10 protein-coding genes are annotated in these 12936 nt (G+C 61.0%); 5 read left to right on the top strand and 5 right to left on the bottom strand.

Going from position 1 to position 12936, the window contains the following annotated elements:
• The 4 genes from ACLIRY_RS04225 to ACLIRY_RS04210 form a co-directional block, all read right to left on the bottom strand.
• Window positions 1-402, bottom strand: coding sequence for a bacteriohemerythrin (locus ACLIRY_RS04225; protein WP_413204089.1), 402 nt, complete (start codon window positions 400-402; stop codon window positions 1-3).
• Complete coding sequence (locus tag ACLIRY_RS04220; protein ID WP_413204088.1) at window positions 399-1814, bottom strand: hypothetical protein; 1416 nt, start codon at window positions 1812-1814, stop codon at window positions 399-401. The genes ACLIRY_RS04225 and ACLIRY_RS04220 overlap by 4 nt, the downstream gene beginning before the upstream one ends.
• Complete coding sequence (locus tag ACLIRY_RS04215; protein WP_413204087.1) at window positions 1811-3865, bottom strand: PAS domain S-box protein; 2055 nt, start codon at window positions 3863-3865, stop codon at window positions 1811-1813. Before ACLIRY_RS04215 ends, ACLIRY_RS04220 begins: the two co-directional genes overlap by 4 nt.
• A gap of 65 nt (window positions 3866-3930) precedes the next feature.
• Complete coding sequence (locus tag ACLIRY_RS04210; protein WP_413204086.1) at window positions 3931-4824, bottom strand: tetratricopeptide repeat protein; 894 nt, start codon at window positions 4822-4824, stop codon at window positions 3931-3933.
• A gap of 373 nt (window positions 4825-5197) precedes the next feature.
• On the opposite strand from ACLIRY_RS04210, the gene ACLIRY_RS04205 reads away from it, so the two are divergent.
• The 4 genes from ACLIRY_RS04205 to ACLIRY_RS04190 all read left to right on the top strand — a co-directional run bounded on the left by ACLIRY_RS04205 (window position 5198) and on the right by ACLIRY_RS04190 (window position 9943).
• The gene (locus ACLIRY_RS04205; RefSeq protein ID WP_413204085.1) at window positions 5198-5734 is read left to right on the top strand and encodes a pentapeptide repeat-containing protein; all 537 of its coding nucleotides are present in this window, start codon (window positions 5198-5200) and stop codon (window positions 5732-5734) included.
• Between the two features lie 130 nt (window positions 5735-5864).
• A complete protein-coding gene (locus ACLIRY_RS04200) occupies window positions 5865-6929 on the top strand; it encodes a GGDEF domain-containing protein (protein WP_413204084.1) in 1065 nt (354 codons plus the stop codon).
• Between the two features lie 68 nt (window positions 6930-6997).
• Window positions 6998-8803, top strand: coding sequence for a chloride channel protein (locus tag ACLIRY_RS04195; protein ID WP_413204083.1), 1806 nt, complete (start codon window positions 6998-7000; stop codon window positions 8801-8803).
• Window positions 8804-9055: 252 nt separating this feature from the next.
• On the top strand, window positions 9056-9943 hold the full coding sequence (locus ACLIRY_RS04190) for a LysR substrate-binding domain-containing protein (protein WP_413204082.1): 888 nt from the start codon (window positions 9056-9058) through the stop codon (window positions 9941-9943).
• A gap of 132 nt (window positions 9944-10075) precedes the next feature.
• Here the strand turns inward: ACLIRY_RS04190 and ACLIRY_RS04185 are convergent, their stop codons facing one another.
• Window positions 10076-10426, bottom strand: a complete 351-nt coding sequence (locus ACLIRY_RS04185; RefSeq protein WP_413204081.1) for a HigA family addiction module antitoxin — start codon at window positions 10424-10426, stop codon at window positions 10076-10078.
• Between the two features lie 175 nt (window positions 10427-10601).
• Here ACLIRY_RS04185 and ACLIRY_RS04180 point away from each other — a divergent pair, with 175 nt between their 5' ends.
• Window positions 10602-12884, top strand: a complete 2283-nt coding sequence (locus ACLIRY_RS04180; protein ID WP_413204080.1) for an ATP-dependent helicase — start codon at window positions 10602-10604, stop codon at window positions 12882-12884.
• Window positions 12885-12936: the final 52 nt, after the last annotated feature.

Genomic DNA, 12936 nt, shown 5'->3' with positions numbered 1-12936 from the left:
TTACGTCCGGCCCGCCATCAGGGCTTTCTGATCGTCGACGATCATATGGGGAACAAGGCGGTCACGGACCCAAATCGCCACGGTTTCGCCCAGGGCGATGAAGCCCAAGGTGTCGTCCAGGCGGAAGGCCTCAATCTCCTGGGTTAAGGCCCGATGCTGGGCGATATGCTCCGATAGAAGGGGGCTGTGGATCTTCCGGAAGAAGGCCTCCTCCTCGGCGAAATGCTCCGCAGCATAGGCCTTCAGGGCTTCCAGTGCCTGATGTACGACGGCCTCCTCCTGATGCCGGTGGGAGGCTTCCAACAGCAGGTTGGCCAAATCGATCAACCGGTGGTGTTGGCTGTCGATGTGATCGTCGCCGATCTCGTAATCGGAAGTCCAGGGGAAGTGCAACTCGATCATTGGAAAACCTCCTCGCGCCCTTGTTTCTCCGCGCTCCTGTAGAGGTCTCGCAGGGTGAAGCCCCGGGCGTCCTTGGGGCCAGCGATGGGTTCGAAGACGGGATCGCCGCTGATGTATGTGAACCCGGCTGCGACGGCCAAGGTGACCGAGCTGACCGAGGGGCAGCCGATCACATAGCTTTTCATGCCGCTTTTTTCGGCCTGTTCGACGAAGGCGTCCAGGCGTTGGGTTTCCGCGTCCGGCCCTTCGGGTTCCATCAGAAGGGCGTGGGTGACGCCCAAGGCGTGGATTGCGGAGAAGTGGAGGTCGGGCGCGGGGCCATGGCTGGGGGGGTGACGCAGAAGAGTGGCCCGGCAATAGGGGCTGACCCAGGTCCCCATATCCAGGAGCATCGTGCCCGATACGCCGGGGGGAAGTCCCAGGAACTCGAAGATTAAGTATCGTCGGTTCTGGTCCGGTATTTGGCGGCATTCGGCGAGCCATCGTTTGCGTAGGGTTCCTTCGGCCAGGGTGTTGTGGTGAACCGGGACCGTCACCAGGGAGTGGGTGCCGTCTTCCGTCATCGCCTTCATGTCGGCGATCGCCCGGCGCAGGCAGAGGATGTCCAGGGCGGCCACTTGGGCGGTATCGGCACGGTTGGGGAGGACGTTGATACCCATCAGGACCTCTGTGGGGCCGTTTCCCGCCCGGGCGGGCATGAGAAGATGGTTCGACAGAATGTTTCGGGCCACGTTCCATAGGGGAAGGTAGAAGAAGGAGGTGCGCTCAGCCAAGGCGTCGAGAAGGGCTTCCGGTGTCTCCGGCTGATGCCAGCCGGGATCCCTGTCCCGGGTGGTCCCGGGGGGGCCTTCGTCGGTGGGACGGCCCATGGCGATCCATTCCCCCATGGTCTCGATGGAGGGATTGTCGGTCAGCAGGATGCTGTCCCCGGTGACCTTCCGCACGGCTTTGCCGTCGATGAATCTGTCCGCCAGATCGGCCCCGACCAGATGTTGGGCGATGGCCCGGCCAATCACTGCGTTCTTCAGGCGGGCGGCCTCCTCGGGCAGGTTGGCGAAGAACACCAAATAGCCCTCGTCCTTGTAGGGCGTGAAAAAGTCTTCGGGTCCCAGATATCCTTCGATGATCTTTTCAGCCACTGCGGACAGGCGTTTCCAGCTTTCCGGCCAGTGGGTCCCCAGCTCGACCTTGATCTTGTCCAGGCAAAGGAACTGTACCCTGGCGGCCACGGGCTCATGAGAGCGCAGCATGGTTCGCACCAAGGTGTCCCGGGTATCCTCCAAGCGGACATAGGAACTGGGCTTCGGGGGTGGTTTATACAGGGGGGCTTTCTCTTCGGTTGACCGTCCACTGCCGAAGAGGGCGTGACCCAAGCGTTCCAGGATCAGCTCCATTGATTCGCCCAGACTCATATTGGCGCTCCTTTTCCGGCCTGTTCGTATGAGGGGGGATTGTCAACAAGTCGAGGCAGGTAAACGTCGAAGGTGGCCCCCTCTCCCGGAGCGCTGGTTGCCCGGACCACCCCGCCATGGGCAGCGACCACACCCTGAACCATGGAGAGGCCGAGCCCTGTTCCCAGGCCCACGTCCTTGGTGGTGAAAAAGGGGTCGAAGACCCGAACAAGGGTGGCCGCATCCATGCCATGACCGGTGTCCACCACCCGCAATCGGAACCAAGGGCGTGCGGTCTCCGTCGCACTGGCCCCCTTCCCCTTCGGGGCGCCCTCAGGGGGGGATTGCTCGGAGAGCGATAGGGTCAGGGTGCCTGGGCGCCCCGCCATGGCGTCCCGGGCATTGGAGGCGAGGTTCATGATGACCGCCTGCAATTGGGCAGGGTCGGCGAGGATCTGTCCCCCAAGGCAGTCGTAGGCGGTGACCAGGTGGATGGTGCTGGGCAGGGTGGAGCGCAGCAGTTCTTCCGCCCGTGCCAGAACATCCCCAAACAGAACAGGGCGTTTTTCCGGTGTGTCCTTGCGACTGAAAGCCAGGATGCGTTTCACCAGATCCGCCGCCCGATGGGCGGCTTCCAGTACGAATCCCAGTCGCGTCCGTCCTGGGTGGTCCTCGGGCAGGTCCTCTCTGGTCAGTTCGGTCAAGCCGATGATGGGCAGCAGCATATTGTTGAAGTCATGGGCGATGCCGCCTGCCAAATTGCCCAGGGCTTCGGCTTTTTGGGCCTGGGTCAGGCGGATTTGGGCTTCTTTCTTTTCCGTGATGTCCCGGACCACTCCGACCGCATGGTGGTGTCCTTCCAGGTCGACCGGGCCGACGGACAATTCGATGGGAATCCGGCGCCCGTCCTTGTGGCGGGCTTCCATCTCCATGGCGCGGTCTGGGACGGGGGTCTTGCCATCTTTAAGGAAAACCAGGAGGCTGCCATTCGCCTGGGCTTTGGTGTCGGGTGCGGCGAGCAAGTCGTCGACCCTTGCGCCCAGGACCTCCTTTTCCTCGTAGCCGAAGATGGTTTGGGCGGCGCGATTCCAGAAGCGGATCTGCCCTTGGCCATCAATCATGATGATGCCATCCATGGCTGCGTCGGTCATGGATCGTAGGGTGTGTTCGCTGTCCCGCAGGCGCCGTTCCACATCCTTTTCCAAGGTGACATCGTCGCAGATGATCAAGGTGCCTGAGAATTGGTCGGACAGGTCGGCCATGGCCAGGGTGCGGACCACGAAATGCCGATCCCCCCGGACCGTGGGCAGGATCTGGTCTGTTTTGCGCGGGTGGTCCGGCGCGGTGAGCAGGGCAATGTCCTCAGGGTGGGGCCATCTGTCCTTCGGTGGGTTGCCAAAGCTGCGACGGGCCGCGCCATTGCGGTGATCGACCACGCCGTCTGCGGTGATGAACAGAACCGGAAGGGGGCTGCTTTCAACCATAGTGAGGAATTTATTCTTCTCACTGGTCAAACGTCGATTTCGGTCGCGCAACTCTTCCAGTTGATGGGAGTGGTCCTGGCTTGTCCATTCCGAGCAAAAGGCCAGCTCGACCCGGTCGAAAAAGCGGTCGATATAGGCATGGCAGGCCAAGGCCTCCTCCAATGAGAGCAGAGGCCCAGACCCGTTTGGGGCATTATTCCTTGGGCCGCCGCATTCGTCCACCAAACCGTGGTAGGAGCGCCTGTAGTGCTTCATCAAGCCAAGGAAGAGGGGCAGGGACACGCCGCGCGTCCGGTGCAGGCGGGCCTCAGCCACGCCGAAGGCTGCCACGGGACTGGCCTCGGGGGCCTCGTCCACGGTGGGATAGGCGATGGGATCGCCGCGCCGTATGGCAGCCACCAAGGGACCGGAAAGACCGCATATCGACGCCCGCCATGCCTCCATCTGGGCGGAGGCATATTGGCTGTATCCCAACTCCCGGGCGTAGAAGAGGATTCGGTGCACCAACCACTCTTCATTGTCGGTGACCAGGGTAGCGAAGACGGCGGGGACGCCTGGCTCGGAGGGGGTGTTTCGATGGTGGGTCATAGGGGATGCCACCTTTCCTTGTGAAGGGGAGCCCTGGGTCGGGGGCCCCGACCACCAGGCTGCCGTCAGGCTGCCGTCAGCTTGGAGGCTTCCTCTTCCGCCTGGGTTGACAGGTCAGCAAGTCCGGCCCGGCGGGCCAAATCCGCCGATTGGCGCAGCATCCGTTCTGCGGCCTTGGGCGCACTCTTGGCGTCCATACGGGCCAGATCCAGCAGGGTTTCGGCCTCTCCCCCCAGGTCACCGGCGTAGGCAAACAGGCGAACACAATTCGTCAGGCTCCGTCGGCTGGTTTCCAGATCTCCCAAATCGCGCAGCATACGGGCCATATCGAGGCGGCTCCAGGCTTCGTCCAGGCGGTCACCGTTGATCTTGAACAGATCCGCTGCCTGCTCCAGGGCTTCGTGGGCCAGGTCGACGCGTCCTCGGCCGCGGTGGTATTGGCCGATTTCCCGCAGAATCATGGCCTTGTGGAAGGTGTGACCGTTCACGGCGTGGATCCGCAGGGCTCTTGCGTAAAGGTCCAGGGCCCGGTCCTCCTGTTTGCTTTCCCGGGCGACGCGCGCTTGGGCCCGGAGGACCCGGGCCTCGCCGATGGCGTTGCCTTCGTCTTGATACAACAGGCGAGCCTGTTCCCAATGCCGGTCCCGGCCCCCGGTGTCCCCTTCCAGCCGTTTCAGTTCTCCCATCAAATGCAGGGCGAGCGCCCGGTCGCTGGGATCGGCTTCCGGACTGAAGAGGGCGAGGGCATCGCTCAGGCTGGTTTCTGCCTCCTCGAGGCGATGGGCGGCCAAATCCACTTCGCCCAGGCGGGTCATGGCGATGGCCTCCCCATCTGGGTCATTGGCCTGATGGTAGAACATGCGGGCCCGGCGGAAGGCCTCTCGTGCTTGTTGGCTCTCTCCGGTGATCACGTGGCGTTCGGCTTGGACGAGGGCTTGCTGCGCTTTGGTTCCAGGCATGATCCTGTCTCCTTCCCTTGATCGGCGATCGGAAAGACTGGACCGCTGGTCCGGTTCTTCCACCGTTCGATTCTTCGTGGCCACCTTGGTAGGCTGACTAGGGAAATATGCGCCATCAAGGCGGTTATTGGGTATTGATAACAGTCCATTACAAGTCTTTCAGCCTTGCCGGAGCGTTATACTGCAAGCTTACGCCGCTGACCGATCCGGTGCAATGGGAACTCGTTTTTCAGATTTTCTTCCCAATTCCTCCGCTTTCTGTCGGTTCCCTTATCCCCCGTCTTTACCATATAACGGTTATAGAAGCCCCCGCGCGGGATGCGAAGGGGGATGGGGCTCGGTATGCCGGGGCCTTTGGGTGATGAAAAGGGGAATGAGTTTGTACGCAAGAGGGACGTGGGCCGGACGCCGTGGCACTTGTGTGGTGACGGCGGGGCTTGTCGGATTGGTGATGCTGGCAGGAGGCTCTGCCTGGGCGGCCTGCACGGATGTGGCAGCCCCCGGCGTTGACTGGACACGCTGCCCCATGGATGGGCGAAGCTTTGACAAGGCTGACCTTTCTGGTGCCCATTTGCGCGATACCTCGTTCCTTCGGGCGACCCTTACCAAGGTGGTCCTGTCCGGCGCCAAGGGCTATCGGGCAAAGTTCGTGAGCGCCAAGATGAACGGTGCAATCCTGGATGGGGGAGAATTCAACACCTCGGATTTTTCCCGTGCGGTTCTTGACGGCGCCAGCCTCAAGGGCACGGACCTGCGGCGCGCCAAGTTTTATAAGGCTTCTCTTCGCGGCGCCGATTTGACCGGAGCGAGACTCGTTGGCGCCGATCTGCTGCACGCGGACCTTTCGGGAGCGACATGGATTGATGGGCAAACGGTCTGTTCCGAAGGATCTGTTGGTCAGTGTGAGTGAATTTTCAGTGTTTTAGTAAAATTTAATTGGAGTTGTCGCGTATGATCACGAATGGGAGCAGGTCTTTGGTTTCCCAACGTGTTGCTATGGGGTATGACGATGCCTAGGGGACAGGCGAGGTAGCGCAGTGATGGAATACGCGGAAACAAAAGAGCAGGCGTCAGAGATTGCCAGGCAGGCCATGGAGCAGATGACTGCCCAGGGAATTCCTGCGAATCCCAGGAATTTCACGATCTGGTACGGGTATTGTTCGGACCACTACCCGGATTTGCGCCGTCACCTTGAAAAAGCAATTTCGAGCAAGGTGGAGTTCTCCGAGGACGTCAATACGGAGATCTTTGAACGGTTTTTCACCTCTGCCGACGAGACCGAAGGCGTGACAAATGCCGGGGTCAAGTTGGAAACCACCTTGGAACAAATGCTCAATATGTTCATTGCGGCCAACAAGGGGACAGAACGCTACAACCGGACATTGGAAGATTTCTCCGGCCAGATGGTGAACAGTGATCCCAAGGCCTTGGAGGCCATGGTCTCCACCATGATGGCTGAAACCAAACGGATGATGAGGGTCAATAATAAGCTCGCCGAGGAGCTCTCTCTTTCCTCCAAGGAAGTGCATAAGCTGCGGGAAGATCTGGATAATGTCCGTCGAGAAGCCTTAACCGATGGGTTGACAGGGATTGCCAACCGCAAGGTTTTCGACAATCAGATGAGAGAACAGACTCGAATTGCAGGGGAGGATGACACACCATTATCCCTGTTGATGATCGATATCGATTTCTTCAAGAAATTCAATGACAGCTATGGTCATCAAATGGGCGATCAAGTGTTGCGTCTGGTCGCTAAAACCATTCAGGAAGGGGTCAAGGAGCAGGATATTGCGGCCCGCTACGGCGGCGAGGAATTCTCTGTCATCCTGCCCCAAACCGGGGTACGCGATGCGATCGCCACGGCCGAGGCTATTCGCCGTCACGTGGCTTCAAAACGTGTGACCAACAAGCGCACCAATCAGGATTTGGGGACGGTAACCCTGTCTATCGGTGTGTCCCAGTTCCAGCTGGGGGAAGGTATGAGCAATTTCATTCAGCGCGCCGATGAGGCTCTGTATATGGCGAAGAGGGAGGGACGGAACCGTGTTGTCTCCCAGATTGAGGTGGAGTTGAAGCGGATGGCCGAACAGGAAGTCGTTGGCTAAAGGTATAGGGCGGATCGACGCAACAGGCTCTCTTTTCGCCGTCTCTCCGCTGGGGTACAGTTTTCCCCATGACAGAGTCTTTCCGGAAAGGGTCCCCCGGACCTGATCCCTCCCTTCTTGTTCGGTTTCGCTCCCTGCTGCGGGAAGACCAACTCGTTCTTGGCGGGTTGGCGGTGCTTTTGGGCGCCCTGGTGGGTTTGGGGGTCTGTCTGTTTCGGGAGGTGATTGGTCTGGTTCAGGGCGTCCTTTATGGCGGTGACCACGACTATTTGGCCAGCCTGGCCCGGGAATCGTCGCCCTGGGTGGTGGTCCTGGCCCCATCCCTTGGCGGGCTTCTGATTGGTTTGCTGTATCGCTATGCGATGCCGGGGCGCGAACCCCTGGGTGTTGCCCATGTGATCGAAGATATGGCGCTCGCCGGGGGGCGTATGGATGGACGGAAGGGGCTGCTTGCGGCCCTGGGAAGTGCGCTGTCCATTGGCGTCGGTGGTTCGGTCGGGCGAGAAGGGCCTGCCGTACATTTAGGGGCGACTTTCTGTGCTCTGGTGGCGTGGCGTCTGCACTTGGGCGAGCGTATGGCGCGAACGTTGCTCGGGTGCGGAGCCGCTGCCGCCGTGGCGGCCAGTTTTAATACCCCCATCGCCGGCGCGCTGTTCGCCAACGAAGTGATCATTGGCCATTACGCCCTGTCCGCCTTTGCTCCTGTTGTCGTGGCGAGTGTGGCCGGTACGGTGGTTTCGCGCATTTGGTTTGGCCATGAGTCGGTTTTTTCCCTGCCGGGCATGACGTTGACCTCCTTTTGGGAGTTCCCGGCCTTCGCCGGTCTCGGAGTCGTGGCGGGGGTGGCCGCTTTGGTCTTCATGCGGGGCATCTTCCTGTCCCAGACCCTGGCGGGGCGCTCAGGTTTGCCGCAACCGGTCCGGCCTTTGGTTGCCGGTATGGCCGTGGGGGTGATTGCCCTGTGGTTGCCGGAGATCCTGGGCGTTGGGTATGAGACAACCGATCAGGCCCTGAAAGCGGCCTATGGGTTCCAGGTCTTGGCGACGGTGCTGGTGGCCAAGATGTTCGCCACCATGGTCTGTTTGGGATGGGGGTTTGGCGGTGGGGTTTTCAGTCCCTCCCTAACCCTGGGGGCCTTGATGGGATCAGCCTATGGGATCGCCGCGACCTCCCTGTTCCCGGCCCTGTCTTCGGGAGAGACGGCCTATGCCCTGATTGGCATGGGGGCCATGGCGGCGGCCGTCCTTGGCGCGCCCATCTCTACGACCTTGATCATCTTTGAATTCACCGGCGATTACGAATTGACCATCGGGGTTGTGGTCGCAGTCGTGATCGCCTCGGGCATCGTCCAAAGCGCGACCGGCCATGCGTCCTTCTTTCACTGGCAGCTGGCCCGCAAGGGCATTCGCCTGGGGCAGGGCAAAGGGGGAGGAGGCCTGTGTGACGGGATCCCTCTGGCAGACCTGCCGCGCCTGCCTTGCCCCAGCGTCGCCGGTGAGGCCCCCTGGGAAACCTTGGCTCAGGCCCTACGGCTGTCTCCTGTGTCGCGGGTCTTTATCCTCGATGGGGAAGGGCGGCCAACCGGGGTGGTTACGGCGACGACCTTTGAGGGGCGATGGGGGGAAGCCCGAGGTGAGGGAGAGGGGACCGCTCAAGAGGTGGCGAGTCCCGATCCCCAGGTGGTGACGCTCCGGGATAGCCTGTCCCAAGCCCTGGCCGTCCTCGAAGAGGATGAAGCGGACTGCCTGATTCTGGTCGATGACCGGGATAGCCGACGGGTTCTGGGGATTCTGCGTGAAGCGGATTTGTTGCGCGCCCAGAACCGGGCTTTGATGGCCACGCTATCAAGCGGAGGGGGGGAACCCAACCGGTAAGCCACCGCGCGAAGGCACGAACCACCTTGGCCCGGGCTTTGCGGGCTTGCGGGGTGATCTTTGGGTGGGGTCTATAAGGCAAAGGCAAAACCATGTTACCCTCCAGTCGTTGGTGAGAATTCATCAGGACTGTTCGACCCTTTCAATGGCCGGTCCCGAGGTATTTCTCCAAGAAACTAGGTCTCTTTGCCCGATAGGGCCAACGCGCTTTTTTCAGTAGAATGATGAGCCATTTTGCACAATGGAGGGGTCATGATCCTGCCGCCTCTCAACGCCCTGCGCGCCTTCGAAGCCTGTGCCACCATCGGGACGTTTCGCGGGGCTGCCGATCGTCTGAACGTGACCCCTTCGGCGATAAGCCATCAGATTCGCCAGTTGGAGGCGTTACTGGGCGTCCCCCTGTTCGAACGCTCCACCCGTCAGGTTCGCCTGACGGCCGCTGGAGAGGGGTACCTGCCGTCCGTGCGGGAGGCGCTTCGCCTGATCGAAGCGGCGACGGCTCGTTTGACGCGCCGCGTCGATCTTAGGCGTCTGACGGTGAGTGCCGCACCCTCCCATGCCATGGGCTGGTTGATGCCAAGGATTCCGCGCTTCCAACTGGCCCATCCGGGTATCGAACTGCGGTTGGACATGTCCACGGATTGGGTTGACCTCCGCGTCACTGACGTGGATGTGGCCTTGCGCTATTCGGCCAGTGGTCATTTCCCCGGATTGATTGCCCACCATCTGTTCGATGAGGTGATCGTGCCCGTTTGCCGCCCAGACCTATTGGTCGACAGTGGCTCCGGTCCAGAGGTCCTTCTCGGACTGCCTCTGGTGGAGGTCTCCTACCGCTCGGGTCAATGGTCCCATTGGTTTCAGGCTGCTGGCGTTGAGGGCCCCATGCCCGATCCGGGTTTGGTGGTCGATTATGATACGGTGGCCGTGGAAGCGGCCCTGGATGGCCTGGGGGTCGCGCTCGTTCCCCGGCCCCTGGTGACGCGTCAAGTGGCCATGGGGCGGTTGCGTATTCCCTTTCCGGTGCGGCTGGAGGGCGTTCATAGCGCTTGCCATCTGGTGTATCCCGCCGAGCGGCGAGAGGATCCGGATATCGCCAGTTTTTACACTTGGCTGAAGGGAGAGCTGGCCAGGGAGGAGTGAGAGGACGGTCGGTGGGGAGCTCTAGATCACGATGAAATTCGGTCAAACAGACCGAATTTCATCGTGATCTACATCATATGGTTGGAGCGGAATGAGGACGGAAAACCGGCGCCCATTTTTCCTCATTTCGCTCTAGCCTTCCGCTTCATTCTCCAACGGGGAGTCGTCCAGGGGGGTGGTCTTGTGGTCCTTCAGGGTGCTGATGGAGGTCTCGATTTCCTCCCGCAGGACCTGTTCGGAGACCTCCAGGTCATGGCGGGCCTGGAGATTCATCCAATAAAGGGCCGTGGTTTCGAAAAACCGAGCCAAGCGAAGGGCGGTATCGGCCGTGATGGACCGTTGGCCGTTCAAGATGGCGCTGATCCTGTTGGGCGGAACCTTCAAGGCGCGGGCCAATTGATTCACGCCCAGGTGGTTTGGTTCCATAAACATCCGTTGTAGAATCCGTCCCGGATGCTGACGCTTGTCGCCTGAGGCGGCCATTTTTGGCTCCTGGAATCCTGGCCGCACCCGCTTCGGGATTGGCGTGGCAGTTGGGGGACACAGGATAGCGATCAGGCTAGCTGGTGCAAGTCCATTGGCGAGCACTCTTCCATCTGTGGGGGTGGTGCCCTATTTTGTGAGGAGACATTTCTTCCTCACACCACACCTGGATACCATGGACGATCCTTTCTCACTGGACGACGAGCCGCCGCACCCCCCCATTTCGGCTGACCCTCCTTGGTTGGCCGCTTTGAATCCGGAGCAAAGGGCAGCCGTCACCACGACGGAGGGTCCGGTTTTGGTTTTATCGGGCGCGGGCACCGGAAAAACGCGGGTTCTGACCACGCGATTGGCCCAGATTTTGGCGACTCGTCCGGTTCGCCCCTGGAATGTATTAGCGGTGACCTTCACCAATAAGGCTGCGCGCGAGATGCGCGAACGGGCAGGACAGATGATGGGACCGGCGGCGGAACAGGTCTGGCTGGGCACCTTCCATGCCCTGGGGGTGCGGATGCTGCGTCGCCATGGGGAACTGGTGGGGCTGAAGTCCGGGTTCACGATTCTGGACAGTGATGACCAAAATCGTCTGCTGAAGCAGATTATGGATGCTGAGGGGCTGGACGTGAAGAAATGGACGCCCCAAGCGACCATGGGGATCATTCAGCGGTGGAAGGACCGGGGCTTGACGCCCGATGCCGTGGGCCGGGATGATGTCGGTCGGGCCTTCGCCGGTGGGCGAGCGCTTGAAATTTATAAGCTTTACCAGGAGCGCTTGCAAATCCTGAATGTTGCCGATTTCGGTGATCTCCTGTTGCACTGTCTGACCATTTTTCAAAAGTACCCTGACGTTCTGGCCGAATATTCGCGCATGTTTCACTACATTCTCGTAGACGAATATCAGGACACCAATGTGGCCCAGTACCTGTGGCTGCGCCTTCTCGCCCGTGGGCATGGCAATATTTGCTGCGTGGGCGATGATGACCAATCGATCTATTCTTGGCGCGGCGCCGAGGTGGGAAACATTCTGAAGTTCGACCAGGACTTCCCTGGCGCGACGGTGATCCGTCTGGAAAGCAATTACCGCTCCACGCCTGTGATCCTGGAAGCCGCCTCGGGTCTGATCCGGAACAATACCGGTCGCCTGGGTAAGGAGTTGCGCGCGGCCTTTGCCGAGGTGCCCGGTGATCCCGTCGTGGTCAAGGGCCTGTGGGATGGGGACGAAGAAGCCCGGACCGTGGTTGACGAGATCGAGGCCCGTCAGCGGGCGGGAGATCCCCTGAATGGCATTGCTATCCTGGTGCGCGCCGGTTTCCAGACCCGGGAGTTCGAAGAGCGGTTGATCCTCACCGGGACCCCCTATCGGATCATCGGGGGGGCGCGCTTCTACGAACGGCAGGAGATCCGCGATGCGGTGGCCTATCTGCGGCTGATCGCCCAACCGGACGACGGTTTGGCCTTTGAGCGGATCATCAACACGCCGCGGCGGGGTCTTGGAAATGCCTCCATCCAGACTCTGAACATGGCCTCGCGCCTGGAGCGGGTTAGCCTGATGGAAGCCGCGCGCCGGGCCATCGAAACAGACGACCTGCGGCCCCAGGCCCGGAAGGCTCTGCGGACCTTTATCGAGGATATCTCCCGTTGGCGCTCCCTGGCCGACGCCATGGATCCCGGCGAGCTGTGCGGAACGGTGCTCGACGAAAGCGGCTATATGGACATGTGGCGGAAGGATAAGTCGCCGGAAGCCGAAGGCCGCGTCGAAAACCTGAGGGAGCTGGTGTCGGCGTTGGAGGAGTTCGATAGTCTGCAGGAATTCCTGGAGCATGTCTCCCTGGTCATGGACAACGAGGCCCGGGCCACCGAAGACGCAGTGACCTTGATGACCCTGCATGCGGCAAAGGGGCTGGAGTTCGATACGGTGTTCTTGCCAGGGTGGGAGGAGGAAACTTTTCCCCATCGCCGTGCCCTGGACGAAGGCGGGGCAGAGGGGTTGGAGGAGGAGCGGCGCTTGGCCTATGTGGGATTGACCCGGGCGCGCAAGCGGGTCTTCGTCAGCTTCGTGGCCAGTCGACGGGTGTTCAATGAATGGCGGTCCTGTTTGCCCAGTCGGTTCGTGGATGAATTGCCCCCTGGCGTGGTCGAAAGGGAAAGTTCGGGCGGGGTCTATGGATCCGGTGCCCAAGGCTATGTGAATGCCCCCGGTGGCTGGGGTCGCATGGGGGGGCCGGGCCTCTGGGCGGATCCCCGAAGCGGGGGGCGTCGGTCGCCCGATGATGGCGGAGCCCCCTGGGCTGTGGCGGAGCGGCGCAATGAGGCAACCCATATGCCTGGCGACAGGGTCTTCCACGATAAATTTGGCGCGGGCACCGTGGTGGATGTCTCGGATGGACGGTTGGAAATCAATTTCGACAAGGCTGGGATGAAAAAGGTGATGGCGGGGTTCTTGCGGGAAACACCCTGACGCCACTTTCCCTCTTTAGGCCGTGGCGCGTGACGTGTGAATTACGAGACCA

This window comes from Rhodospirillum sp. A1_3_36 (genome assembly GCF_047263945.1).
GTDB lineage: Bacteria > Pseudomonadota > Alphaproteobacteria > Rhodospirillales > Rhodospirillaceae > Rhodospirillum.
Note: the sequence above shows the minus strand (reverse complement) of the source record. Positions and strands in the feature narration are given on the sequence as shown.

Bases quoted from the DNA above. Each gene is read 5' to 3' on its own strand.
- ACLIRY_RS04205 (WP_413204085.1), top strand. From the start codon at position 5,198: ATGAGTTTGTACGCAAGAGGGACGTGGGCCGGACGCCGTGGCACTTGT.
- ACLIRY_RS04215 (WP_413204087.1), bottom strand. From the start codon at position 3,865: ATGACCCACCATCGAAACACCCCCTCCGAGCCAGGCGTCCCCGCCGTC.
- ACLIRY_RS04190 (WP_413204082.1), top strand. From the start codon at position 9,056: ATGATCCTGCCGCCTCTCAACGCCCTGCGCGCCTTCGAAGCCTGTGCC.
- ACLIRY_RS04180 (WP_413204080.1), top strand. From the start codon at position 10,602: ATGGACGATCCTTTCTCACTGGACGACGAGCCGCCGCACCCCCCCATT.
- ACLIRY_RS04185 (WP_413204081.1), bottom strand. From the start codon at position 10,426: ATGGCCGCCTCAGGCGACAAGCGTCAGCATCCGGGACGGATTCTACAA.
- ACLIRY_RS04225 (WP_413204089.1), bottom strand. From the start codon at position 402: ATGATCGAGTTGCACTTCCCCTGGACTTCCGATTACGAGATCGGCGAC.
- ACLIRY_RS04220 (WP_413204088.1), bottom strand. From the start codon at position 1,814: ATGAGTCTGGGCGAATCAATGGAGCTGATCCTGGAACGCTTGGGTCAC.
- ACLIRY_RS04210 (WP_413204086.1), bottom strand. From the start codon at position 4,824: ATGCCTGGAACCAAAGCGCAGCAAGCCCTCGTCCAAGCCGAACGCCAC.
- ACLIRY_RS04200 (WP_413204084.1), top strand. From the start codon at position 5,865: ATGGAATACGCGGAAACAAAAGAGCAGGCGTCAGAGATTGCCAGGCAG.
- ACLIRY_RS04195 (WP_413204083.1), top strand. From the start codon at position 6,998: ATGACAGAGTCTTTCCGGAAAGGGTCCCCCGGACCTGATCCCTCCCTT.